Below are 24,992 nucleotides of genomic sequence, written 5' to 3'. Positions count from 1 at the left end.
GGCTTGGATGGATATATCATTGCAGAGAAAGATAACACATTATTGATCTGCAATGATATATCCATCCAAGCCTTGAATGACTACTCGTTTTTCTTCGCTGGCATGCACAATACAATTTTTACTTTCATACAAACGGATATCGGTTCCTACGGTTGCATTTCCAGACTTATCCTGTGGAAGCAAACCGCGAAGTGCTCCCCATGTACCCAGATCTGACCAGCCAAAAGAAGCGGGAAGTACATAAATCTCCTGTGCTTTCTCCATCACTGCATAGTCGATAGAAATGCTTTCGCAAGTAGGGAATAACTTCTTGATCGTTTCATTTTCTTTCTCTGTATAGAAATCGGGGAAAATGCGATCGAAAATTTGTGCGATGCCCGGAGCATATACACGCAGCACGGAAGTAATAGTACGCACGTTCCACACAAAGATTCCCGCATTCCAGAAGAAATTGCCTTCTGCCAGATACTTTTCGGCAGTCTCTTTATCCGGTTTTTCCTTAAATGCATCTACAGTGTAAATCTCTTTATCTGTCTGGAGCTGATCAGCAGCAGCAATATATCCGTATCCGGTTTCCGGACGAGTTGGCCGGATACCTATCGTTACAATGGCGCTGCCATCATCTGTGAAACGAAGGGCTTTCTCCATCACTCTACGGAATTCTCCCGTATCAATGACTAATGCATCCGAAGGAGTTACTACAATGTTAGCATTCGGATGTTTTTTCTTGATCTTCCAGCAAGCAAAAGCAATGCAGGGTGCAGTATTGCGCGCACAAGGCTCCGCCAAAATATTACTTTCCGGAATTTCCGGCAACTGCTCCCGAACAATATCAATGTATTTTTCAGAAGTTACGACCCACATATTTTCTTTAGGGCAAACACCGTCGAAACGATCTGCCGTCAACTGAATCAGCGACCGACCACATCCCATTACATCAATAAATTGTTTAGGACATTCCGGAGTGCTCATCGGCCAGAAGCGGCTCCCTATGCCACCAGCCATTATTACAACATGATTATCCATACCTGTTATTCTCCTGTTAAAAAAATATTCTTTAAAATAGGTGTGCAAGGTACGCTAAAATGTCCAAAACAGCAAATAAAGATAAGAGTATTTGTAAGCTCCCAATAAAGTACCAATATTTATTATGAAGAAGTATTCAATATAAAAACGGAAGACAACAAAAGTGCTATCTCCCGTTTTGAGTTGTATATTATCTAGTGATAATATCATTTCAAATATCAACGATCTTCACAGACAGTTGATATAATAGAAATCACATCGGATTTACACCGACATGAGGGCGTTGATTAGGAATACACCGCCGTATATTTCCTGACCACAAAATGTAGGGACTTCATGTGTGTAGCATGAAGTTAGGGACCTACATGTTCCATCTCACTTTTGTGTAAAGTATTAAAAGTACTCTATGACATTATTAACTTAAAAAATCTTGGTCACCAATAAAATCCATATTGGCGAATTCTATGTCAAAGTTTATAAACCGCTATATTGGTTGAATTTATGACTCCTTGTCATGAGATTGTTCTCCATATCCATAACCGTAACCATAGCGCTTACCATAACCATAGAACTTGCCATATTTACCATAACCGTAATAATAACCGTATTTTCTTCTTTTCAGATCCAAACCATTGATTACAGTACACAGGCTAGGTAATTTATCTTTTTTAGCAAGTTCGTTGATCAAAGTATACTCGTTTTTATGAGTATAGTCTGCACGGCAGACATAAACAGACAGGTCAGCCACACGTCCTATCAACAAGGTATCAGTTACCATACCAACAGGAGCTGTATCCAGAATCACATAATCATAATTCTTCTTAAGAGTTTCAATCGCTTTATCCAGTCCATCACGGGCCAATAATTCGGTAGGATTAGGAGGAACTGTTCCACCGGGAAGAATATACAGATTTTTACTGACATCGGAAAGCTGTACTAAATCCATCAAGTTCTTTTCCGGATTAGCCAAATATTGAGTTATACCAACTTCTTTTCTCGGAATATTAAAAACCTTATTCAAACCCGGTTTACGAATATCAAGACCAACGATTACTACTTTCTTCCCTAATAAAGAAAGACTAATAGCTAGATTAGCAGAAATGAAAGATTTGCCCTCACCACTAACTGTAGAAGTAACCAAAATCACCTTCTTATCATTTTCAAGCATAAACTGAAGATTCGTTCGGATATTTCGGAAGGTTTCACTCATCAGGTTATTTTGATTCTCAAATACAGCAATAGCTCCCTGTTTTTCATCAGTCAATGGAATATCACCAACAATAGGCACACAAGTAAGCCTTTCTACATCAGAACGACCTTCAATCTTGAATTTGGTTAATTCGAGCAGGTAAATAATCCCCACCGGAATTCCGACTCCTAACACTAAAGCAACCAGATAAATTATCTTACCTCTAGGAGATACAGGAGTATCATCTGCTATAGCGTCATCTATAATCTTCGCATTATTGGCAGTAGCAGCCAAAGTTATAGCATTTTCCTCACGCTTCTGAAGAAGCATCAGATAAAGTCCGGCCTTTATCTCCTGTTGACGTGCAATACTCACAAACTCACGCTCCTGGCCAGGTGCCTCACTAATGCGACGGGAATAACGGTTCGCCTCACGATCCAGATCAGCTTTTGTGATATATAATCCACGCAACACCCTGTCTAAAGATACTTGTACATTCTCTTTCATTGCACTAATGCTAGTATCAAGATTTATAATGGTAGGATTATTCTGCGTTGATGTACGTAATAAACGTTTCCTCTCAACAAGCACATCATTATAACGGTTGATAGCAGCAGCAAGATTCAAATCCTGCAATCCTATATTACTGGGTAGAACCTCATAACTTTCATTTTGCATATATTTCTGCAGATCCTGCAGCAAATTAATCTGGGTTTGATTCTCCACACGCTTCTTTTCATATTCAGCACTACCCGTCAAAGCAATTTGTGCATCACTGGTTAAATCTGTAATACCTGCCCCACGTTTGAAACTTTCCAGATCCTTTTCCGTACTACCCAGTTCTTTCGAAATAATACTAATACGTTCATTGATAAATTCAGCTGTTTTCTGTGCCACTTCATTCTTATCATTATTCGTATTGATATTATACATCTCCAATAACTTATTGATAAAATCCTTGCCGCGTTGTACATTTGAGTTTTTCAATGATATGACAGCCACAGAAGTGGTTTTGGAAGTGGGTTCAATCGTCATATTCTTGCAATACCCTTTCGCTACAGCCAAAGGTTTATTAATTGTTGCTGTAATATTGCGTGTAGTCTTTTTTGAATCTGTAGTTTCTTCCAATATTCTTTTAGAAGACAATACAGAATCCGGTGTCAGGAAAAAGGCTAATGTTCCTTTGTTGGTAGGAAAAACAGCCGGCAACTTTTCGAAATGTTTCTGATATTCAGCATCGCCTATCTTCACATTCACATCCATACTTCCCTGTGGTTGCAATGTCATCTCCACAATCATCGGTTTCTCCAACAAGTCAGCCTCCTGTGGAGTCATGCTCACTTGCACAGGCGAAGTCTTATACATATTCCTGGAAAGAAATTCATCCTCATCCGTATAAGAAATATAGAGGCCCAAATCTTCAACCACCTCTTTGACGATAGTCTTGGAACGGAGCACTTCAATCTCGTTATCAATATTCTGTGAAGAAGACATCAAACCATCCAATCCCAAACTCTCTAGCCCAGAAAGCATTCCGGCGCTACCTCCCTTTTTATCGTCCTTTATTAAAACCGTAGCAGATATGTTATACACAGGAGTAGCTATATACAAATAGACCCATGCCGCAATCAAGCATACCACAACCGCCCCCACAAACCAAGGCCAATGGAGCAAATACTTAAACAGCAGTTCCTTGACATCTATACTTTCTTCTTTAGGCTCTTGTGTTCCGTTGAATTCTGTTTCTTTCATTACAAATCGTTATTTTAAGATGTTTACTAATAGGCTGACAACGGATACCAAGATAGAGGTAGCGGAGAACCAGAGGCTGGTACTATTGCCCACATCAGAATTTCGAGCCTTTGCTTTATTGGGAGTTACATAAACAATATCATTCTGTTGTAACCAATAGTAAGGTGAAAGAATCGTTTCGGCATTATTTAAATCCAAAGTGACAATTTGCTGTTTGCCATTCGCGTCCTCACGAATCAGCTTCACATTATCACGAAGACCGTATACCGTCATATCACCAGCCATGGCCAATGCCTCCAATAGATTCACCTTCTCATTAGAAATAGTAAATGTACCCGGTCGAACAACCTCTCCAATGACTGATATCTTATAATTTACCATACGTACTGTAACAATAGGATTTTCTTTCATATAAGGCTTCAATTTATCAACGATTAACTGCTCTGCCTGTTTCTTTGTAAGCCCTCCAACTGTCAGTGCTCCTAATACTGGAAAAGATATTTTCCCTTCATTGTCAACCAAATATTGTTGTAACACAGGCTGAGTAGTAGTGTACTGTATTGATAAATTAGACGGGCTGGCAATTGTCAAGTTAAAGGGTGCAGCTAGTTCCGGACTCGTACACGAAACCACAATTGTCAATAAATCTTTCGGCATGATCTTTGCATCATAAAGAGTTTCCTGCTGAGTAGCTTGATTGACTGCTTCCACGTCTTGCAAATAAGGTACCTTTTTATAAGATTGACATGCTGCTAATAAAAAAGACAACAATATCACACATATTAGTTTATTTACTTTTTCCATATTCTTATCATCTTATTCACTTTTAAAAGTAATATCATCTGTAGGGGGGTATATAAATTCAAACTCTAAAGTTCTTGCCAGCCCCTCTCCTAAAGAATAAGGAGCTTTAAAAACAGAAGAATGTATTTTAGCAGCATCAAATTCAGTTGTTGCACAAAACTTCTTCACACGCACAGAACTTACTGCCAATTTCTTACGAGTAATGCAAGCAAATATATCAAAACAATATCCTCCTATCATGCCCAACCAATAAGGGAAATGAGTAGCCGGAATATGTTTATTCATAACTTTGCTAACATGAGCCACCAGTTCATTCATTGTAAAATCCGGCTTGTCAACATAATTAAACACATTATAACCTGTCCGAACCTCATCAATCATGTATTTTACAAAAGCAACAACATTACCGACATAAGCCATTGACTTTTTATTGTTTCCAGAACCAATCATTAGAAACTTTCCACTCGCAATTTGCTTTAATAAATTGTACACATTGCCTCTGTTACGTTCTCCAAAAATGACTGTTGGACGAATAATATCAATATTCCAATCCGGATGTAACTTATACCATTCATGCAAAATTTGCTCTGCCTGCCATTTACTTTTCCCATAGTGATTAAACGGATCTGCCGGATATTCTTCATTTGGATTCTTTTTATTTAGACCATATACTGCAACAGATGAAAAAAAAATGATTCGTTTTATATTATTTTTCTCCATTGCTTTTAATGTCTTTTCTATACCACCTACATTTGTATCATAATAAAGAGATACCGGAACAACATCATCCCGATGCTGTGCTGCTAATAAAACAACACATTCAGCCCCTTCCAATTTCTTATCTAAATAATCCTGATCACGTACATCACCAATTGCTGTAACTTCTGGAAAGAAACGACTTTGTTGCAAATCAATATTCAACATCTCATACCTTTGTGCTTTTTTCAAAAGTGTAATCAAACGAGTCCCGACAAAACCTGACGCACCAATTAAAGTTATTTTCATGTTTTTACTAATTATCTTTTCACTAACAATTTACAAATTACAGACATCTTTAAATTTCACGCATAGTTTCGCATAATCATATTTTTCGGCTGCTTTTTTCGCTTTATTACATATTGTCTGATACTCATCAGAAGGCAAGTTTTTAAGCGAAAGTATAGCAGCGGCATAATCCTGCGGATCAGTTAACTTACAGTCTATGCCGACACCCTCCTCTAATATGATACTGTATGGCATTCCCACATTACAACATAATGGTTTACCACTTGCCAGTCCCAAAAACATCTTATTCATACTGCCACCATACTTCCCGAAATTAGTAGAATAATTCAGAGCATTCACATCTGCTTTTGAAAGTATATATGGCACATACTCGGGTGATGTCCATTTTGCTTTAAATTTTACGTTTGTAATCTGTTGTTCTTCACAATAATGCTCTAAAAAAGCCCTATCCTCACCATCACCATAAATCAAGACCTGCACATTATTATTCTGCAATATTTTAGCTGAATCTATAAGCAGTTTAAGATTATTTGCCAATCGAATACTTCCCAAATAAATAATATTGAAAGTTTTATCGTTTGCCAAATCAAAATCTTCTACTTTGTATCTTTGCATGTTAACATTAAACTCAGACAAATCAATACCATTATTTATATAATGCAATTTATTTAAATCAATTGTCCCCCCCTGATCACTATCCCATCCGTTTTCTCTCACATAATTAACTGCACCAGGCATAGAAAAAACAACGTTGTCTGCTTTACTATAAATATATCGTTCTAAACAATAAGCAATTTTCACGCATGGATTATTTTTTCCCAATAAGCCTAAGCTTACGAATGAATCAGGCCATAAATCTGTAACATCCACGATATATTTTGCTTTTACCTTTTTGGCTAGTTGATAAATTGGAATATCAAAAGGAATACGAGATGTATGAATTATCACATCCGGTTTCTCAAATTGTTTTCTATGGATGAATAATTTAACCGCAAACCTAAAATATGATATAATCCTTCTTATCCCATTAGTAGATCCACAACCTGCATTTACTAAAACAAAAGGGATATTATCATAAGTTTTCTCTTCAAATGTCTTATTAGAGTCAGACAAACATAAGTTTCTATTGTGAACATAACTAGAACAAAACAATTTCACATTATAGCCTTCTGATTGAAAATATTGTGCCAACTTTATTGTTCTCAAATGAGTGCCATAAAATTCAATAGGTGCTGCATCTTTATTTATGAACCAAATAGTCTTTTTCTTCATCATAAGATTATTACTTCCAAGCATTCAACACTTTTACAACCCTTTCAACCTCTTCCATAGATATAATAGGACTCATTGGAATACTCAATTCTTCAGCATGAATCAATTCTGTAATTGGAAAGCTAAGATCATTCCATTCTTTATAGCATTCTTGTTTATGAGGAGGAATAGGATAATGGATATTAGTTTGAATATCATTCTCTGCTAAATATTGTTGCAAGCCATCACGATCCGCACAACGAATTGTAAAAAGATGAAATACATGTGCATTCCAATCTTTCACAATTGGCAAAATAATCGCTGGATTCTCAATGTTTTCTATATAATATTTTGCAACTTCTTTTCTTAATTGTATATCATTATCAAGATAACGGAGTTTAACATCAAGAATAGCTGCCTGAATTTCGTCAAGACGACTATTACGCCCTACATATTGGAAAACATATTTCTTTGCAGATCCGTAATTAGCAACCGACCTTACTATATGTGCCAACTCATCATCATTCGTTGTCACAGCTCCTGCATCCCCTAATGCACCTAAGTTTTTACCCGGATAAAAGCTATGCCCTGCAGCATCGCCTATCGAGCCTGTCATTCTCCCATTAAATTTGCAGCCATGTGCCTGCGCATTATCTTCTACAAGCTTAAGATTATATTTTTCACATAATTCACCTATTTTCTCAGTATACGCACACTGACCATAAAGATGTACTATAAGTATAGCTCTTGTACGAGAAGTTATAGCTTTTTCAATCTTAGAATCATCAATTTGATATGTTTCCAGATTGGGTTCAACCAACACAGGAATGAGTCCGTTCTCAGTAATGGCTAAAATAGAAGCAATATAGGTATTTGCAGGAACGATAACTTCATCTCCAGGTTTCATTATCCCCATTTCAATATAAGCACGGAAAATCCAAATCAATGCATCAAGGCCGTTAGCACATCCTATAGTATATTTAGTACCAATATATGAGGAATAATGTGTTTCAAACATTGCATTTTCTTTGCCTTGTAAATACCACCCTGAATCAACGACTCTCAATACTGCTTCATGAATCTCTTCTGCATATTTTGCAGTAACTTTCTGTAAATCTAAAAATTTAATCATATCCGTTTTATATTTTATGTTTAACTCCATTTTTATCACACATATTTAAGTCCAGAGCAATACCATCTTTAGTGATATACCCTTTTTTACATGCAGGATTACCAAACCAAATCTCATGTGCCGGAACATTTTTTGTAACAACACTTCCTGCCCCGACAAGAGCGTACTCACCAATAATCAATCCTCCCATTATTGTAGAATTGGCTCCGATCGAACAATGTTCCTCAAGTGTCGTCATTAGAAATTCACTTGGATAGACTTTTGAACGAGGAATCAAATCATTAATAAAAGAGACATTTGCTCCGATAAAAACATTATCTTTTACTCTTAGTCCATCCCACAATTGTACTCCTGATTTTACAGTAACATTGTTACCTATAATAACATCATTCTCTACAAAAACATGGGCACATAAATTGCAGTTACTTCCAATAACAGCACCATTTAAGATGACACAAAATTGCCATATAGTAGTCCCGTCACCAATCAATTTACTTTGACAGTCAGCCAGTGGGTGTATCATATATTCCTCGCTTTATATATTTGTTAATACTTCAATGTATAGTTTAGCCTGACTTTCCCAGTTATACTCTTCTAAAACTGCTCGCCGACCATTTTGCCCCATCTGATAAGCCATTTCCTTATTTTCAACTAAATATTGAATAGCCTCCTTTATTTGCTGCGAATTATGTGGATCAACACAAATTCCACAATTATATTTTTCTACAATTTCACGATAGCATTTCACATCCGAAAGCAACACCGGTAACCCCGCCTCCATACTTTCAAATATTTTCAACACACCAAAAGATCCATTCGGACTGCCTGTCCGACTAAAATCCCGAAGAGTATTACTAATAGTCATTTTTGAAAAAACTGTTGATATCTCTTCTTTCTTAAACGGCCCTGCAAAATCCACATTCTTCCAGTTTGGAAAAGTTTCAAGAACATCAACATATCCTTCTTCAATCACACCTGCAACATAATATTTGATATCCGGCAATTCCGCTAAAGCTTTTAATACTTCTTTTTGACAACTAATCCAATAGACTGTTCCAATATATCCAAGAACATTTTTACGGGATAAATATTCCTCCTTGGATAAAGTAAACCTGGAAGATACAACAGGGAAATTTTTAATAACATAATGATTCTTTATTCCCCACTTTTCAAGGCGATTGTCAGTATCATCAGTTACAGTAAATACAGCATGATATTTCTTTAGAGATGACTTCAGATATTTCTCCATCAGCACTGCAATTACATTACGAGCTATTTTAGGCAAATATGCTTTATCATGAATGATGCCAGGATAAAACTCACGAAGATTAAATACAACTTTATATCCCTTATGTTTCAATTTAACCCCAAGAGATAATAGCTCCGGATCAGAAATTTGGTATACATCTGCATTTATCATTAGTGCTTTCCTATAAAGAAATTTCTTGGTATTCAGCATCCTCTCTATACGCGAGCATGGCTTATAGTTACACGAAATAAACTCAATACCATCAATTGTTTCATTCGGTTCTAAGTCACAAACAACAATAGTAACTTTATAGCCAGCCATTGCCAATGCCTTCCCCTGACGGTCAAAGATCAATGGGTCTTTTCGAGAATAAAGCCCTGTGAGATAACAAATATGCATCATGGATTTAATTTTATATTTTCACGTTTGTCGTGCATTACTATATACATAGAAAATAGAAAGATATAATTAACAGAAAATAACCCAGGACGCTGATATAATGTAGCAAGTAGCAAGGTTATAAATATAAGAATATACCATATGGACTTTATACGATTTAAGGCATAAAGAACAAAGAAAAGCAGGTACATAATACAGACAACAGCTCCATTGGACAGAATCGCATTTCGATAACCAGCACTATCCGAGAAGTTTGCCAGCTGTCTCTTATTATCTACCCCCCACCAATATTGACTTGTACCCTGAATAGAATTAAAATAACTTTTTAAACTACTATCAGCCCTATTATCCCCACTGATCATCCCTTGTGTTTTATCATATTCCAATCTATCCCAAATCAACAACCTAGTCATTGCATTTTGCATAGAAAAAACAATTAACAATGCCATTAAAGAAGAGATGAAGAATTTATATACGACCTTGACATTTCTAGAAAATAAAAAATACACTAAAAAAATGGCAGAAAGGACATAGAAAAATAGGGACAATGAAAGAAGTCCAGAAATTAAAATAAATATATTCCTTTTATCCTTCAGATTAAAATTATCTATATACAGCATAAGTCCGGCGATAGTACCAACAACACCCGGCTCATCAAAAGGGCCACAAAATCTTAATGATTGAAAATAAACATCAAGACCTGCCCCTAAATAGTTGGGAATAACTAAAAATGGATATGCAATATAATTATATGTTTTTACAGCATTCAAAGGAGCTATTATTTTTCCAGGGACAGGAATACCAAAGAAAAGTAACAGCCATACCAAAATGGATATTCCAATTATTATAGAATATAACGTTTTGTACCTATCAAACACGTTTACCATAAATCTTTTCGATCCAAAAGGTACTGCTGCCAAAATAATCATAAAAAAGAATCCTATCAGATTACGATTTTGAGAAATAGAAGCTAGCAAAAGGGTAAAAACAAAGAAAATCAGATACAGCACATTCAATCTATTCATTCTATAATTCCGCCAGAATAGAATCGCCAATGGGAAAAGAAATACAATTTGCGCATAAGACCCACTTAGACTCCAAGTAAAAAATGGCCTTAGAGTTAACAAAAGTAATATACCTCCTATAAAATAAGTTATGTCATTACTATTTTTAATCCTCATTATAATCAATCATTTTTTTCAGTTTATCAGTGCTGACAATGTAATCAGCATGTAAATCTACTGTACTATCAGAAATACCAGCTAAATACCGCATTTTAACACCGACAATATTAGCAATAGTCGAAAATATTGGAGAATAGTTTCTTATGGATCTAAAACAAATAACCTTACAACCGCTATGACAAAACAATAAATTTGTAAATGCAGCTCCAGAACCACCCACAATATAGTCAGCATTATTAAACAAGGCCATTTGCTCACAAAAAGTGTATGTTTCGGGAGCAACAACTTCAAACCCATATTCTTTAAGTACTCCCCAAACTTCAGATTCATTATAATGCCTCTTTTTTGTACTCTTCCGTGTCAGAAAAATGCGTTTCGGAGTTGCTAAATCAGACTTAAACAAGAGCAATTTATCACGCATTTGCAATGTTAAATGACAATCAAAAACAAACCCAAATAAATGATCAGGATCAGTAATATCTCTATAATGAGGTGCAATAGAATTCACAGCAGAAAGAGAATATAAAGTACCAAATTCTACTATTTCTTTTTCTCCTATAGTAATTATGTCACGTTGGGTTTCATTAAGAATCTCAAAAATCTTTTTAAAAGAATCTATTTTCATTACGATTTCATCGATTATCAACGGAGCATCTTTTGATATGTTTATTCTGTTGAAGACAAGCAGTTTAATGAGAATTTCATACAATTCATGATAGTAATTACATGAAAATTTCCCTGAAAGCATAATTCCAGACTTCAAATAACGACATTTCCCAATACCGCCATCGTTACGTAAAACAGCAACATTATTCTTTAACCGCAATAAAAGCCCATCAAACATCACATAGCGATCGTTCATATTATAACAGAAGTCGTTAATTACACACTTTTCTTTCACATTTAAGATAAAATCGGAATTTCCTTGTATTCTAACACCTTCATGTTTATAAATAAAAATATCTTGCATCGGAACTGATATCAGTTCTTTCTTCAAAGGCTCCAACTCATAGGTCAACTTACTTGTATACCCTACTCTATTAGTAATAAGTGGTATTATAGATGAAGTCAAATGCGATTTCGCATAGACATGATGACTAACAACTTCAAACGGTACAAACGAAACACAACGTAAAACCATATTATTCATCGCATATAAACAATGCCCCCAACTGTTCTTTTTTGAATGATAATAGAGTCTGCATGATATACTTTCTATAGCATTTCCGATTCTTTTATTTATTGAATGTTTTATTTCGAGCAATATTTTCTTCATCATCCATCATATTAGTTTTTACGATGTAATTTGTTTATTATAACCTGCTTAATCCCTATCCTACGATCTAGTCCCGTATATGAATAATATGTCGTTAAAACTAAAAACACTGTTACCACTGCGTATCCACTCCAACCAAACATTAATATTTTGCAGGTAAGGACTATGGCAGTGATACAAGAAAATAGTATAAATAATTTCATTATTGATCTGGTAAATTTGAGATTACATTTTATTCGACAAATGATCCATAGCTGCAAAAAATAGAATCCATATTTAATGAATGATGATATGCCAAGTCCTATTAATCCCCAATAGTAATACCCTATCATATTAAAAATTAATCCATAACAAACTGTAATAAATTCATTCCAAAAGTATACTTTGGAATCACCTTTCGCTAATAAACCATAAGACATACTCCACGCCATGGCTTTAAAAAACATGGCTGCCATTGCCCAATACATCATACCTTCAGTAGGTATAAACTTTGTAGAATAAAGTACTACTACAGCTACCCGTATATAAGCGATAAAAGCAATAATTATTGGAGCAAGCAACAGTAACGAAATCTCAGCCTGCTGATTAATCGCCCTAACAAATGAGTCATTATCCGAAGCTATCGCTGACAATCGGGGATAATAATCTGTTGCCATAGCCGTAAATACCAATCCAACATATGTGTTGACTATTGTAAACCCCGCATTGAACAACCCGACATCATCAATAGAACCCATACGACTTATGAAAATACGAATGAAATAGGAAGCTAATATTGCCAACATACCCTGAAGACTGATCAACACTCCCATCTTCAACATATCTCGCCCTTCAACTTTTATATCCGTAATGGTTATTTCTTCCTTCTCAATCTTTATTTTGCGGGCATATATATAAGACAGGATAAAAATCAAAGCATTCGAAAACAATAAAACAGGGACAATAGCATCTATCTTCCAAAAATAATATAACGGTATGATAAATACTAAACCGACTGCATTGCCAACTACATTGGCCTTCGCCAAATAACGATACTTCCGCATCCCCTGCATTAAAGCATTTTGCCCGGAAGTTAATTGCATCAATAAAACCGAGAATGAAAGTATTATAAAAGCAAAAGTATAATCTGTATTTCCAAATGTCACTTGACTTAACAATGAAGCTGAAACCAAACAAATCAATGCACCTGTCAATCCGGTAATCCAAACCAATCTCCTAAATACAGAAATAATTAAAGCTATACGTTTAGTATCATTGGCTCCGTTAGCTTCTGCAATATTACGTACGGCACTGGTCCCTAAACCACAATTTGTAAAGGATGAAATCATTGTAATGGTAGAATTAAGCAATCCCATAACCCCCATCCCTTCAGGGCCTAATAATACTGCAGCAAATTTAGACCTGATGATTTGTATAAGTATATTAAAGATTTGAACCCCTCCAAACAATGATGTAGCTTTTAGGCTTTGTTTATACGAGTTCCTGTTTTCAGTGTCCATTGCTTCTGACATTCCTAGTATTATTGAATTAATCTTCCATAATTCTTCTCAAGAATTTTGCAGGTAACCCTACATGTATTTCAGAGTCTGGTATATCATGAGTAACCAAACTTCTTGCTCCTGCCATAGCAAAATTGCCAATCTTTCTCTTTTCTAAAACTGTAGCACCTATAGAAACATCAGCACACTTACCTATAACCACCAATGAACCGGTTATCGAACCCATTGCAAAATGACATAATGGTCCACATTTAACATCATGTCCGATACAAGTATTGGATTTTACCATTGTCCCTACGCCCAGTTCTGTTCGAGGAGCAATATATGCATGACACATGACCAGTACCCCTGGATGAAGAACCACGTTCTCTCCAATAAATGCAGTATAATGTATTATTGTTACTAATCTATCCAATGGAACATTTAGTCTCTTAAACAGTTCTTCTGTCAAGACATTTCGTCCTATCATATGTATTCCCCATATAAAATAATACCCTTCATCGACAAAATGCTGAATTCTATCAGTACCTCCCAAAACAGCATACTCATCTACATTATCTACAAAATCGTTCACAAAACCACAGATTTCAATATCTTCATCGTATCCGTTTTTCTGGTTATCTTTTATACAAGCTGCAATAACAGAACCATGTCCATTACCACCAATTATCAATACCCGCTTTTTCATTTTGTATTCTTATACTCTAAGAAATCCTTATATATTCGTATATAATCAGCTTCATCATAAGGCATTGAAGCAAGTACCAGACACACTGCTCCAGATGAAAAGTTATCCAGTTCTCTCCACATTCCCGGAACAATATATAAACCTTGATAAGGACGATTTAATGAAAAGGTACGTTTCACACTGCCATCATCAACTGTTACATTAAAACTACCGCTAGCAGCTATCACCAGCTGAAACAATTCTTTATGAGCGTGTCCACCACGCGCCTCGCCACCTGGTATATCGTATAGATAATAGGTACGTTTTACTTCAAATGGAACAGTTTTAACATTTTCAACCACAGTGATATTACCTTCATCTCTGTGATGCTTATCAAGCTCTATAATTGTGCAGTCATAGACTGTACTATTTTTACTCATAATGCAGTATTTTTGAAAGTTTCGTAATCACGTATATAATCATTTTCTCCATATGGAGTTGAAGATAATATTAAAGCTAACGAATTAGTAGAAAAATTATCCATCTGTCTCCATATTTGCTTTGGTACGTACAATCCATAGTATGAACGATTCAAATGGATTTTCCTCCTCTCTTTACCATCATCCAAGAGCACATCAAAACTACCGGAAAGTGCAATAATAAATTCCTGATTTTCTTTATATGCATGCCCTCCACGTTTCTCTCCACCAGGGACATCGTATATCCAATATGTCCGTTCTATTTTAAATGGAATATGCTTAAATTCCTCGGCAAAAGAGAGATTACCCCTTTTATCCAAAAATTTTGGAAGATCAATCAACCTACAATCTGATACATTCATAACTTTTATATTTTGTACATACTTTCATAATACTTATTATACTCTCCACTCGCTATATTTTCCATCCATTCGTGATTTTCCAAATACCAGCGAACAGTTTTTTCAATACCTTCCTCAAATTGCAAAGACGGTTCCCATCCTAATTCTTTTTTCAATTTATTAGAATCAATAGCATAGCGTAAATCATGTCCTTTTCTGTCAGCTACATATGTAATCAACTTTTCGGAAGTACCGTCCGGATTACCCAATAACCGATCCACAGTTTTGATGATAACCTTAATTAAATCAATATTTGTCCATTCATTGAAACCACCAATATTATAAGTCTCAGCTATTTTTCCTTTATGAAAAATGATATCAATAGCACGTGCATGATCTACTACATACAACCAATCACGTACATTCTCACCCTTACCATAAACCGGTAAGGCTTTACCATGACGGATATTATTAATAAAAAGAGGTATAAGCTTTTCGGGAAATTGATAAGGCCCGTAATTGTTACTGCAATTGGTAACAATAACAGGCATTCCATATGTATCATGAAAAGCACGTACGAAATGATCACTACCAGCCTTGCTAGCAGAATAAGGACTATGTGGCTGATATTTTGTTTGTTCAGTGAAGAATGTTCCGTCAAAATCTAATGCACCATATACTTCATCTGTTGAAATATGATAAAAAAGTTTATGACCATATCCCGTTTCTGAAGTTTCCCAAGCCAACTTAGCTGCCTGTAATAATGAAAGGGTACCCATCACATTCGTTTGTGCAAAAATAAATGGATCTTTAATACTACGATCAACATGGCTTTCTGCTGCCAAATGTATCACACTATCAATATTATACTGTTTAAAAAGCTGTATTATTCTCTCAAAGTCACAAATATCAGCTTTTACAAAAGTATAATTCGGCTGACCTTCAATATCTTTCAAATTAGCTAAATTTCCAGCATAAGTCAACTTATCTAAATTTATAATATGATACTCAGGATATTTATTCACAAATAAGCGAACAACATGGCTTCCGATAAATCCTGCACCACCAGTAATCAATATATTCCGCTTCATCTTTCTATTTTTCTTTTAATTCATCTATTACATTCATCAAGTATTTCCCGTATTGATTCTTTAACATCGGCTGTGCCAATGCCATCATTTTTTCAGGAGTAATCCAGCCTTTCCGAAAAGCAATTCCTTCTAAACAAGCTATTTTTAACCCCTGACGTTTTTCTATCACTTCAATAAAATTACTAGCCTCTGATAAAGAATCGTGCGTACCAGTATCAAGCCATGCAAAACCACGTCCTAAAAGTTGGACTTTTAATTCTTTAGTATCCAAGAAACATTGGTTTACTGTAGTTATTTCCAATTCTCCACGTGCAGATGGCTTGCTATTCTTTGCTATTTTAACCACTTTATTGGGATAGAAATAAAGCCCCACTACAGCATAGTTTGATTTTGGGTGAACAGGCTTTTCTTCCAATCCTAATACATTACCGTTTTTATCAAATTCCGCAACTCCATAACGTTCGGGATCTGATACCCAATAGCCAAATACAGTAGCTTTGTTTTCTTCTTCAGCCATGCGTACAGCTTCTTTTAGCATATAAGTCAGCCCCTGACCATGAAAAATATTATCTCCTAGTACCAAGCAAACCGAATCATCACCAATAAATTCCTCTCCAATAATGAATGCTTGCGCAAGACCATCAGGCGAAGGTTGTTCTGCATATTCAAAACGAACACCGAAATCAGAACCATCACCTAATAATCGTTGAAAACCAGGAAGGTCATACGGAGTAGAAATTATTAAAATCTCACGAATACCTGCAAGCATCAAAACCGAAATGGGATAATAAATCATCGGTTTATCAAATATGGGAAGAAGCTGCTTACTAACTCCCTTGGTAATAGGGTACAAACGAGTACCAGATCCACCGGCTAAAACAATACCTTTCATTTTAATATAATCTGTTTAAATGTGTGCGCTTATCTCTCACTTTATCCCACCAAAGATTTAAAGCAATCCAGGCTACAATATCTCCTATTAATATCACAGTATTATTCACCCATGGTATCAATAAAATATTTACAGCACTAAATGCACAGGATATTAATATTATAATAATCATAGCTTTACGGGGTGTAAATCCCATTGCCAAAAATTTATGATGAATATGATTCTTATCTGGTTCAAAAGGGCTCTTTCCATTACGCAAGCGTACCATTACCACACGAATCACATCAAAAGCTGGAATTATTAGTGTACTAAAGGCTATAAGAAAAGTACCTTTGGTATTAGAAATTACCTCAGGATCGTTCTGACTATATTTGATAGCAAGAAAACTTAGTATATACCCCAAAGTTAAGCTGCCGGTATCTCCCATAAATATTTTCCGTGCCCGTTCTGCATTACCGAAAACATTATAATAAAAGAAAGGAACTAATACACCTAAGGTACTAAATGCAAGCATACTATACATCCACAGACCTTTCTCTATAAACAAAAGGCCAAAGACCAAAAGCGCAACACTACTCAATCCTGATGCTAATCCATCAATTCCATCTATTAAATTAATAGCATTAGTAATGAAAACAATGGTCAATATAGTAAAAGGAATACCAATCCACTTTGGAATTGCATATATTCCAAATAACCCATATAAGTCATTTATCCAAAGCTCTGCGATAGAAAAAAAACAAGCACAGAGAATTTGTATCACAAACTTTTGGCGATAACGCACTCCAATAAGGTCATCTGTAATTCCTGTCAAATATAAAAGAGTCAACCCACAGACTAAAAACAAACATTCCAATAAAAAACAAGTTGCATGTAAATCTGAAATATAATATCCTGTTATAGTACGGAATGCCAATACCAAACAACAAGAAAATAATATCGTTGGGAAAAAAGAAACTCCCCCCAAACGTGGAATGGCACATGTATGGATTTTACGTTTATCTGGTATATCAAATAATCTCTTACGAAGAGAAATTAGTAATATGCGAGGTATGACAAATAACGCTATACAGACAGAAATAACAAAAGCTAAGATTATAAATATATAATTCATTCGAATAATTATTTCATGAATAAAGTTTAATATTAAGCCCCATTTAGTTGATGCAATAATTCATTTTTATACAGCAACTTGATTTTCAATCTTTTCCACATACCCAACCGGCATATCCGCACAAGCACACCCCAGCATATTTAACCGGACAGCAATCTTACTCCTGCCATCCACCATAACAAGCTCTCCTACAAGACCAGTCAAAGGACCTTTGACAACACGTACTTTTTCACCACGTGCCAAAGGAGCGCTATTCATACAGATTGCCTCTTCGGAATAGTCGAGCATAAAACGGAAACGGGCCATTTGTTCATCAGGAATGATAGTCGGACTGCTCTCACCGCGCATTACCATATACCGACTAACGGTAGAAAAGGAAAGAACCTCTTTACGTTCTTTAGGATCAGCATGTACAAAGACCATCATGGGAAGCAGCACGGATTCAACCACTTTACGGCGGTCGCTCCATTGATGTACTTCTTGCTGGACCGGTACAAAATTTTCAATCCCCATTTTGTCTAAACGTTCGGCTACCTTCTTCTCATGATGCATACGGACCAGAGCGACATACCAGCGTTTAGAGTGTGCTACGCCTTCCCCTGTCCCAATTTTAGGCCCAGCACTTAAAGTTTCTTTCGTTAGAATCATACTTTTTTACCCCTTAAGTTTCCGTTACTTCTTAGGTAACGGAAATTATAGAGTACTGGACACCTACCACAAAAAGAAGAAGAAATACGTACGAACAAGGGAGTTTAGATACATTTTGCCTGATATACAGAGATATTTGAAAAGTATAGGCAGTCGAATTCATAGAACATGAAATAGGAATGTTTCATGTCCCGATACATTTTTACTGTATATTTAAATAAAAAGAGAAAAAAAAGGAATTTTGCTTGTATGTTATTAACAATTTTGTCTATATTTGCACCGAATAATTTCCGTTACCTAAGAAGTAACAGCTGCGTATTTAGACTGGTTATCAAAGACTTAATATCCTTTTCAAAGAATTCCCCTATAATTCCTGACGTAAGAATAATTCAGTCGATTTACTTTGGTACGCTCATTCAAATCAAAGCCTTTCAAGTAAATTTGTGTTGTCTTAATAGATTTATGCCCCAATGACTCGCTAATCATTTCGATAGGTACTCCCCTGTATTTAGCGGTAGTTGCCCAGGAATGGCGAAATGTATAAGAAGTTACGGATGAATGAATACGCAGTTTCTTGGCTAAACTCTTCAAATCATTATTAAAACGACGCAGTGTGGATTGATATTCTATATATGCCGCTTCTCCATCCCGTTTATTCTTTCCACTTAATATATAAAAAAGATAATCCGGATGCTCGGGAAGAACAACAGAATGCGTATTACGAAGCCGGGAAACAATACATGAAGCTGATTCTAAGATTTCTATACTCATTGGAGTTCCCGTCTTGACACGGTTGTACTTCAATATATTCCCCTCCAAATTCGACTTTTCCAAATGAGCAAGATCGGCGAAAGGCATTCCGCAGAATAAAAATAACAAATTAGCGATGGCTTGCGTCCGGCGAAGTTTTTCGGACTGCGGATCTTTATAAAGCAGCGTGTGTAATTCATTTATAGGAATTGCTTTTTTCTGACGAGTATCTACTCCGGTAAAGACATCACGAAACAAGCGATGAATATAAGGAGCCTGATGAGTATCTACTCCCTTATTGTATATGCAACGTAACATTCGCATATAAGTGGAAATCGTGTTCAACTTCAAGCGGCAGGACATCAGATAACTGCTATACCGCTTCAAATTCTCACGAGTAATCAAACTGAATGACACACATTCTGTTCCACAAAATATGGTGAAAGAGCGAAGTGCATTCTCATAAACATGCGCTGTGGCATAACGCCCTTCCTGACGCAAACAATTTATATAATTATTTGCACATACGGTAAATCCGTCTTTTCTCATAATTTACTTTCTATATTAATTGATTAAAATAAGTTTGATATTACGAGAAATAGAACGAATTTACAACAAAGAAGGTGATTTACGGTCGTTTTCTTATAAAGTTTTTAGTAACCTATACGATTTAATACTAAATTTAGCTATTCCTCGCCGGAAAATTATAGTAGAAAAGGAATGACGGAGAAATTACATTTCTACAACAAAGGCCGCTCCCGAATATCAGGAACGGCCTTAACATTTTCATTTCAATGTGATGTCAGCCTCTTTTCAAAAAGATGACATTCTGCTTATTTATACTCTGCCCAGCTCTTGATAGCTATATCATCCACACTCATCGTACAGAAGGCATTGATAAATGCACTAGCCAAACGGGCATTTGTAATCAACGGTATATTCAAGTCAATGGCGGCACGACGGATTTTATACCCATTACTTAATTCTCCAGCTGTCAGATTCTTCGGGATATTGACTACCATATCGATTTCCTTGCGATGAAGCATTTCCAATGCCTGCGGATGCCCCTCCTCACTCGGCCAATAGACATGAGTACTCTCGATTCCATTCTCTGCAAGCGTTTTGTGTGTACCACCCGTTGCAAAGAGTTTGTATCCCTTATTCACCAACATACGGGCCGCATCCATCATATCAGCTTTCTGTTTCATTGTTCCCGTAGACAACAGGATATTCTTCTTCGGAATACGATAGCCCACGGAAAGCATTGCTTTGAGTACGGCACAGGAAGTATCCATACCGATACAGCCCACTTCACCGGTAGAAGCCATATCTACCCCCAATACCGGATCGGCTTTCTGCAAGCGGTTAAAGGAGAACTGGGAAGCCTTGATTCCTACATAATCCAGTTCGAAGAGATTCTTTTCCGGTTTCTCCACAGGCAGACCGAGCATTACTTTCGTTGCCAGTTCGATAAAGTTGATCTTCAACACCTTGCTGACAAACGGGAAAGAACGGCTGGCACGCAGATTACATTCAATCACCTTGATATCATTGTCTTTCGCCAGATATTGAATATTAAACGGACCGGAGATATTCAAAGCCTTGGCAATCTCACGACTGATACGCTTAATACGGCGAACAGTTTCTACATACAACTTCTGTGGCGGAAACTGAATCGTTGCGTCACCGGAGTGTACTCCCGCAAATTCGATATGTTCACTAATAGCGTATGCCACGATTTCTCCATTCTGCGCCACCGCATCCATTTCCACTTCCTTGGCGTGTTCGATAAACTGGCTTACTACCACCGGATGTTTCTTCGATACATTGGCTGCCAGTTTCAAGAAACGTTCCAATTCTTCCTGATTAGAACAAACATTCATTGCAGCACCCGAAAGCACGTAAGACGGACGAACAAGTACGGGAAAACCGACTTCTTCAACAAACTCCTGAATGTCATCCATAGAAGTCAACTCACGCCAACGAGGCTGATCCACACCGATACGGTCGAGCATGGCAGAGAACTTCTCACGGTCCTCGGCATTGTCAATACTCTTGGCACTTGTACCAAGAATATGGATATTCTGTGCATCCAGACGTAAAGCAAGGTTGTTCGGAATCTGACCACCGGTAGATACAATCACGCCATGCGGATTCTCCAGTTCCAGAATATCCATCACACGCTCGAAGGTCAATTCGTCGAAGTACAAACGATCGCACATATCGTAGTCCGTAGATACGGTTTCAGGATTATAGTTAATCATGACACTGCGCCATCCCTCTTTGCGAATGGTATTCAAAGCCTGTACGCCACACCAGTCAAATTCTACCGAAGACCCGATACGGTAAGCACCGGAACCCAGTACGACGATGGATTTATGGTCGCCCAGATAATGTACGTCATTTGCTACACCGCTATAAGTAAGGTACAGATAATTGGTTTGTGCCGGATATTCGGCTGCCAACGTATCGATCTGTTTCACTACCGGAAGGATCCCCACACTCTTACGATAATTGCGAATATAAAGAATTCCATCTTCCATATCACCTTCGTAACCGATGGCACGGGCAATCTGGAAATCAGAAAAACCCTGAACTTTAGCTTTACGAAGCAATTCGTCCGGCAAATCGGCAATCTGTTTGTGGTTATTTCCCCAACTATGCAACTCTTCGGAAGTGTTCATGATATTCATCAACTTCTGCAAGAACCATTTATCAATCTTCGTCAATTCGTGCACCTGATCGATGGTGTAGCCGGCACGAAACGCTTTCGAAATGACAAAAACACGTTTGTCAGTCGGTTCACGTAATGCCCTGTCAATATCCGGAATAACCAATTCCTTGTTTTCTACAAAACCATGCATTCCCTGTCCGATCATACGAAGACCTTTCTGAATCGCTTCTTCAAAAGTGCGTCCGATAGCCATTACTTCACCAACAGATTTCATGGAAGAACCCAATTCTTTATCAACCCCATGGAATTTACCCAAATCCCAACGAGGAATCTTACATACGACATAATCCAATGCCGGTTCGAAGAAAGCGGAAGTAGTCTTGGTTACAGAGTTCTTCAGGTCAAAGAGTCCATAACCCAATCCCAATTTGGCAGCAACGAAAGCCAGCGGATAACCGGTTGCTTTGGATGCCAAAGCGGAAGAACGGGAAAGACGGGCGTTCACTTCAATAACCCGATAATCTTCGGATTCGGGATCGAAGGCATATTGTACATTACATTCACCCACAATACCAACATGGCGGATGATACGTATAGCCAACTCGCGAAGTTTATGGTATTCTTTATTCGTAAGCGTTTGGGATGGAGCAATAACAATAGATTCACCGGTATGAATACCCAGCGGATCGAAGTTCTCCATATTACAAACGGTGATACAGTTGTCAAAGCGGTCACGCACCACTTCATATTCCACTTCTTTCCAACCACGCAGTGATTTTTCCACCAATACCTGCAGAGAGAAAGAGAATGCTTTTTCTACAAGAAGCTCCAGTTGTTCTTCATTATCACAAAAACCGGAACCCAAGCCACCCAATGCATAAGCCGCACGAACAATTACCGGATAACCCAGCTCTTTCGCTGCACGACGAGCATCTTCCGCATTTTCTACGGCCTCACTCTTAATGGTCTTTACATTGATTTCATTTAATTTCTGAACGAAAAGTTCACGATCTTCGGTATCCATAATAGCTTGTACCGGAGTGCCGAGCACCTTTACATTATATTTTTCAAGGATGCCTTCCTTATATAAAGCCACTCCACAATTTAAAGCCGTCTGTCCACCGAATGCCAGCATGATACCTTCCGGCTTTTCTTTTTGAATCACTTTCTCTACGAAATATGGAGTCACCGGAAGGAAGTAAATCTGATCCGCCACTCCTTCAGATGTCTGTACCGTAGCAATATTGGGATTAATAAGAATGGTTTCAATACCTTCTTCTTTCAAGGCTTTGAGTGCCTGCGAACCGGAATAGTCGAACTCACCGGCCTCACCGATTTTCAGGGCACCGGAACCCAACAGCAATACTTTCTTTATATTTTCTTTCATGATTGTCGGTTATTTTAGCAGGTTTACAAATTCATCGAACAGGAATTCCGTATCTGTAGGTCCGCTCGCCGCTTCCGGATGGAATTGTGCAGAAAACCAAGGATTCTTTTTATGTTTGATTCCCTCATTGGATCCATCGTTCATATTGATGAACAACGGCTCCCAGTCTGCACTCAACGTATTATTATCTACAGCATAACCGTGGTTTTGTGAAGTAATAAAACAACGCTCCGTACCTACCATACGCACCGGCTGGTTATGGCTACGATGTCCGTATTTCAATTTATAAATTTTGGCTCCGCCTGCTTTTGAAAGCAACTGGTTTCCCATACAGATACCGAAAATAGGCAATTTCTCGTTTGCCATCGCCTTGCGAATATTCTGCACCGCAGCATCACAAGTATCCGGGTCGCCCGGTCCGTTGGAGATAAATAACCCGTCAAATTCGAGTCCGTTGTAATCATAATCCCAAGGCACACGGATTACTTCCACACCACGTTTCAGCAGACAACGAATAATATTTGTCTTTACACCGCAATCTACCAGAATAACCTTCTTAAATTGAGAATTGAAAGTTGAGAATTGAGAATTAAGCTGCGCATAGGAGCTATTTATGGAGAAAGTTTGTGAAGTTCCGGCAGGAAGATAGCAAATAATCTCTTTGCAAGATACACGATCTACATAATTGACGCCTGCGTATGCTGCTTCAGGCACATTATCCGGCTCATCATCGAAAACGATTTTCCCCATCATTACTCCATGTTCACGAAGAACCTTAGTCAGCTCGCGCGTATCGATGCCTGTGATGCCGGGAATTTGCTCGCGTTTCAGCCAGTCGCCGAGACTTTCCACTGCGTTCCAATGGCTGTATTCATAAGAATAGTCACTTACGATAATCGCTTCCGCATGGATTTTCTCACTTTCCATGAAAGTGGCAAGTCCATTCGGTTCGATGGTAAAAGGAGGAACACCGTAATTGCCTACCAGAGGATAGGTAAGCGTCATCAACTGTCCGGCATAGGAAGGATCAGTAAGGCTCTCCGGATATCCGGTCATGGCAGTATTAAAAACTACTTCGCCTGCCACCGGCTTCTCGTAGCCAAACGACTTACCGGAAAACCGGCTCCCGTCGTCAAGGATTAATGTCACATTTCTCATTCTTATTATTGAATCGTTGTATGGT

Annotated in this window: 21 protein-coding genes; all 21 read right to left on the bottom strand. The window is 37.3% G+C overall.

All coding sequences use genetic code 11. From position 1 onward, the window contains the following. Nucleotides 1-39: 39 nt before the first annotated feature. The 21 genes from AAHJ11_RS19280 to carA all read right to left on the bottom strand — a co-directional run bounded on the left by AAHJ11_RS19280 (nucleotide 40) and on the right by carA (nucleotide 24,967). The gene (locus AAHJ11_RS19280; protein WP_413580031.1) at nucleotides 40-1,026 is read right to left on the bottom strand and encodes a mannose-1-phosphate guanylyltransferase; all 987 of its coding nucleotides are present in this window, start codon (nucleotides 1,024-1,026) and stop codon (nucleotides 40-42) included. A gap of 499 nt (nucleotides 1,027-1,525) precedes the next feature. Continuing rightward, a complete protein-coding gene (locus tag AAHJ11_RS19275; protein ID WP_195650741.1) occupies nucleotides 1,526-3,967 on the bottom strand; it encodes a GumC family protein in 2,442 nt (813 codons plus the stop codon). 9 nt (nucleotides 3,968-3,976) lie between these two features. Beyond that, a complete protein-coding gene (locus tag AAHJ11_RS19270) occupies nucleotides 3,977-4,771 on the bottom strand; it encodes a polysaccharide biosynthesis/export family protein (protein WP_148367496.1) in 795 nt (264 codons plus the stop codon). A 12-nt stretch (nucleotides 4,772-4,783) separates the two neighbouring features. Then, nucleotides 4,784-5,776, bottom strand: coding sequence for an NAD-dependent epimerase/dehydratase family protein (locus tag AAHJ11_RS19265; RefSeq protein ID WP_004300024.1), 993 nt, complete (start codon nucleotides 5,774-5,776; stop codon nucleotides 4,784-4,786). Between the two features lie 30 nt (nucleotides 5,777-5,806). Next, nucleotides 5,807-7,051, bottom strand: coding sequence for a glycosyltransferase family 4 protein (locus AAHJ11_RS19260; protein WP_297284783.1), 1,245 nt, complete (start codon nucleotides 7,049-7,051; stop codon nucleotides 5,807-5,809). A 7-nt stretch (nucleotides 7,052-7,058) separates the two neighbouring features. Further along, complete coding sequence (locus AAHJ11_RS19255; RefSeq protein WP_148367500.1) at nucleotides 7,059-8,159, bottom strand: DegT/DnrJ/EryC1/StrS family aminotransferase; 1,101 nt, start codon at nucleotides 8,157-8,159, stop codon at nucleotides 7,059-7,061. Between the two features lie 7 nt (nucleotides 8,160-8,166). Beyond that, nucleotides 8,167-8,682 (bottom strand): acyltransferase, encoded by a 516-nt coding sequence (locus tag AAHJ11_RS19250; protein WP_004300033.1) that lies wholly within the window; start codon nucleotides 8,680-8,682, stop codon nucleotides 8,167-8,169. Between the two features lie 12 nt (nucleotides 8,683-8,694). Beyond that, nucleotides 8,695-9,810: a glycosyltransferase gene (locus AAHJ11_RS19245; RefSeq protein ID WP_148367503.1), complete on the bottom strand. Its 1,116-nt coding sequence runs from the start codon at nucleotides 9,808-9,810 to the stop codon at nucleotides 8,695-8,697. Then, nucleotides 9,807-10,832, bottom strand: a complete 1,026-nt coding sequence (locus tag AAHJ11_RS19240) for a hypothetical protein (protein ID WP_229128717.1) — start codon at nucleotides 10,830-10,832, stop codon at nucleotides 9,807-9,809. Before AAHJ11_RS19240 ends, AAHJ11_RS19245 begins: the two co-directional genes overlap by 4 nt. 145 nt (nucleotides 10,833-10,977) lie before the next feature. Next, nucleotides 10,978-12,270 carry a glycosyltransferase family 61 protein gene (locus AAHJ11_RS19235; protein WP_297284782.1) on the bottom strand — a complete coding sequence of 431 codons (1,293 nt, stop codon included), beginning with the start codon at nucleotides 12,268-12,270 and terminating at the stop codon, nucleotides 10,978-10,980. 8 nt (nucleotides 12,271-12,278) lie between these two features. Beyond that, nucleotides 12,279-13,778: an O-antigen translocase gene (locus AAHJ11_RS19230; RefSeq protein ID WP_148367507.1), complete on the bottom strand. Its 1,500-nt coding sequence runs from the start codon at nucleotides 13,776-13,778 to the stop codon at nucleotides 12,279-12,281. Between the two features lie 16 nt (nucleotides 13,779-13,794). Continuing rightward, entirely contained in the window at nucleotides 13,795-14,454 is a 660-nt protein-coding gene (locus tag AAHJ11_RS19225) for an acetyltransferase (protein ID WP_148367509.1), read from the bottom strand. Continuing rightward, nucleotides 14,451-14,873 (bottom strand): sugar 3,4-ketoisomerase, encoded by a 423-nt coding sequence (locus AAHJ11_RS19220; RefSeq protein ID WP_004300044.1) that lies wholly within the window; start codon nucleotides 14,871-14,873, stop codon nucleotides 14,451-14,453. Before AAHJ11_RS19220 ends, AAHJ11_RS19225 begins: the two co-directional genes overlap by 4 nt. After that, nucleotides 14,870-15,274: a sugar 3,4-ketoisomerase gene (locus AAHJ11_RS19215; protein ID WP_004300047.1), complete on the bottom strand. Its 405-nt coding sequence runs from the start codon at nucleotides 15,272-15,274 to the stop codon at nucleotides 14,870-14,872. The genes AAHJ11_RS19220 and AAHJ11_RS19215 overlap by 4 nt, the downstream gene beginning before the upstream one ends. A gap of 5 nt (nucleotides 15,275-15,279) precedes the next feature. Then, on the bottom strand, nucleotides 15,280-16,344 hold the full coding sequence (rfbB, locus tag AAHJ11_RS19210) for a dTDP-glucose 4,6-dehydratase (RefSeq protein WP_148367512.1): 1,065 nt from the start codon (nucleotides 16,342-16,344) through the stop codon (nucleotides 15,280-15,282). Between the two features lie 4 nt (nucleotides 16,345-16,348). Continuing rightward, complete coding sequence (gene rfbA, locus AAHJ11_RS19205; RefSeq protein WP_004309285.1) at nucleotides 16,349-17,236, bottom strand: glucose-1-phosphate thymidylyltransferase RfbA; 888 nt, start codon at nucleotides 17,234-17,236, stop codon at nucleotides 16,349-16,351. Between the two features lies 1 nt (nucleotide 17,237). After that, the gene (locus tag AAHJ11_RS19200; protein ID WP_148367514.1) at nucleotides 17,238-18,350 is read right to left on the bottom strand and encodes an MraY family glycosyltransferase; all 1,113 of its coding nucleotides are present in this window, start codon (nucleotides 18,348-18,350) and stop codon (nucleotides 17,238-17,240) included. Between the two features lie 66 nt (nucleotides 18,351-18,416). Next, on the bottom strand, nucleotides 18,417-18,998 hold the full coding sequence (locus tag AAHJ11_RS19195; protein WP_148367516.1) for a UpxY family transcription antiterminator: 582 nt from the start codon (nucleotides 18,996-18,998) through the stop codon (nucleotides 18,417-18,419). 351 nt (nucleotides 18,999-19,349) lie between these two features. Next, nucleotides 19,350-20,297 carry a tyrosine-type recombinase/integrase gene (locus AAHJ11_RS19190; protein WP_148367519.1) on the bottom strand — a complete coding sequence of 316 codons (948 nt, stop codon included), beginning with the start codon at nucleotides 20,295-20,297 and terminating at the stop codon, nucleotides 19,350-19,352. 284 nt (nucleotides 20,298-20,581) lie between these two features. Beyond that, nucleotides 20,582-23,809: a carbamoyl-phosphate synthase (glutamine-hydrolyzing) large subunit gene (gene carB / locus AAHJ11_RS19185; RefSeq protein ID WP_320974796.1), complete on the bottom strand. Its 3,228-nt coding sequence runs from the start codon at nucleotides 23,807-23,809 to the stop codon at nucleotides 20,582-20,584. Between the two features lie 9 nt (nucleotides 23,810-23,818). Beyond that, on the bottom strand, nucleotides 23,819-24,967 hold the full coding sequence (gene carA, locus AAHJ11_RS19180; RefSeq protein ID WP_074558392.1) for a glutamine-hydrolyzing carbamoyl-phosphate synthase small subunit: 1,149 nt from the start codon (nucleotides 24,965-24,967) through the stop codon (nucleotides 23,819-23,821). Nucleotides 24,968-24,992: the final 25 nt, after the last annotated feature.

The sequence above is a fragment of the Bacteroides sp. 90-K9/2 genome, from assembly GCF_047310725.1.
Taxonomy (GTDB): Bacteria; Bacteroidota; Bacteroidia; order Bacteroidales; family Bacteroidaceae; genus Bacteroides; species Bacteroides vicugnae.
This window is presented reverse-complemented; position numbering and strand designations above follow the sequence as displayed.

Excerpts from the sequence above, each read along its gene's own strand:
- AAHJ11_RS19280 (WP_413580031.1), bottom strand. The coding sequence starts at position 1,026 with ATGGATAATCATGTTGTAATAATGGCTGGTGGCATAGGGAGCCGCTTC.
- AAHJ11_RS19275 (WP_195650741.1), bottom strand. The coding sequence starts at position 3,967 with ATGAAAGAAACAGAATTCAACGGAACACAAGAGCCTAAAGAAGAAAGT.
- AAHJ11_RS19270 (WP_148367496.1), bottom strand. The coding sequence starts at position 4,771 with ATGGAAAAAGTAAATAAACTAATATGTGTGATATTGTTGTCTTTTTTA.
- AAHJ11_RS19265 (WP_004300024.1), bottom strand. The coding sequence starts at position 5,776 with ATGAAAATAACTTTAATTGGTGCGTCAGGTTTTGTCGGGACTCGTTTG.
- AAHJ11_RS19260 (WP_297284783.1), bottom strand. The coding sequence starts at position 7,051 with ATGATGAAGAAAAAGACTATTTGGTTCATAAATAAAGATGCAGCACCT.
- AAHJ11_RS19255 (WP_148367500.1), bottom strand. The coding sequence starts at position 8,159 with ATGATTAAATTTTTAGATTTACAGAAAGTTACTGCAAAATATGCAGAA.
- AAHJ11_RS19250 (WP_004300033.1), bottom strand. The coding sequence starts at position 8,682 with ATGATACACCCACTGGCTGACTGTCAAAGTAAATTGATTGGTGACGGG.
- AAHJ11_RS19245 (WP_148367503.1), bottom strand. The coding sequence starts at position 9,810 with ATGATGCATATTTGTTATCTCACAGGGCTTTATTCTCGAAAAGACCCA.
- AAHJ11_RS19240 (WP_229128717.1), bottom strand. The coding sequence starts at position 10,832 with ATGAATAGATTGAATGTGCTGTATCTGATTTTCTTTGTTTTTACCCTT.
- AAHJ11_RS19235 (WP_297284782.1), bottom strand. The coding sequence starts at position 12,270 with ATGATGAAGAAAATATTGCTCGAAATAAAACATTCAATAAATAAAAGA.
- AAHJ11_RS19230 (WP_148367507.1), bottom strand. The coding sequence starts at position 13,778 with ATGTCAGAAGCAATGGACACTGAAAACAGGAACTCGTATAAACAAAGC.
- AAHJ11_RS19225 (WP_148367509.1), bottom strand. The coding sequence starts at position 14,454 with ATGAAAAAGCGGGTATTGATAATTGGTGGTAATGGACATGGTTCTGTT.
- AAHJ11_RS19220 (WP_004300044.1), bottom strand. The coding sequence starts at position 14,873 with ATGAGTAAAAATAGTACAGTCTATGACTGCACAATTATAGAGCTTGAT.
- AAHJ11_RS19215 (WP_004300047.1), bottom strand. The coding sequence starts at position 15,274 with ATGAATGTATCAGATTGTAGGTTGATTGATCTTCCAAAATTTTTGGAT.
- rfbB (WP_148367512.1), bottom strand. The coding sequence starts at position 16,344 with ATGAAGCGGAATATATTGATTACTGGTGGTGCAGGATTTATCGGAAGC.
- rfbA (WP_004309285.1), bottom strand. The coding sequence starts at position 17,236 with ATGAAAGGTATTGTTTTAGCCGGTGGATCTGGTACTCGTTTGTACCCT.
- AAHJ11_RS19200 (WP_148367514.1), bottom strand. The coding sequence starts at position 18,350 with ATGAATTATATATTTATAATCTTAGCTTTTGTTATTTCTGTCTGTATA.
- AAHJ11_RS19195 (WP_148367516.1), bottom strand. The coding sequence starts at position 18,998 with ATGATTCTAACGAAAGAAACTTTAAGTGCTGGGCCTAAAATTGGGACA.
- AAHJ11_RS19190 (WP_148367519.1), bottom strand. The coding sequence starts at position 20,297 with ATGAGAAAAGACGGATTTACCGTATGTGCAAATAATTATATAAATTGT.
- carB (WP_320974796.1), bottom strand. The coding sequence starts at position 23,809 with ATGAAAGAAAATATAAAGAAAGTATTGCTGTTGGGTTCCGGTGCCCTG.
- carA (WP_074558392.1), bottom strand. The coding sequence starts at position 24,967 with ATGAGAAATGTGACATTAATCCTTGACGACGGGAGCCGGTTTTCCGGT.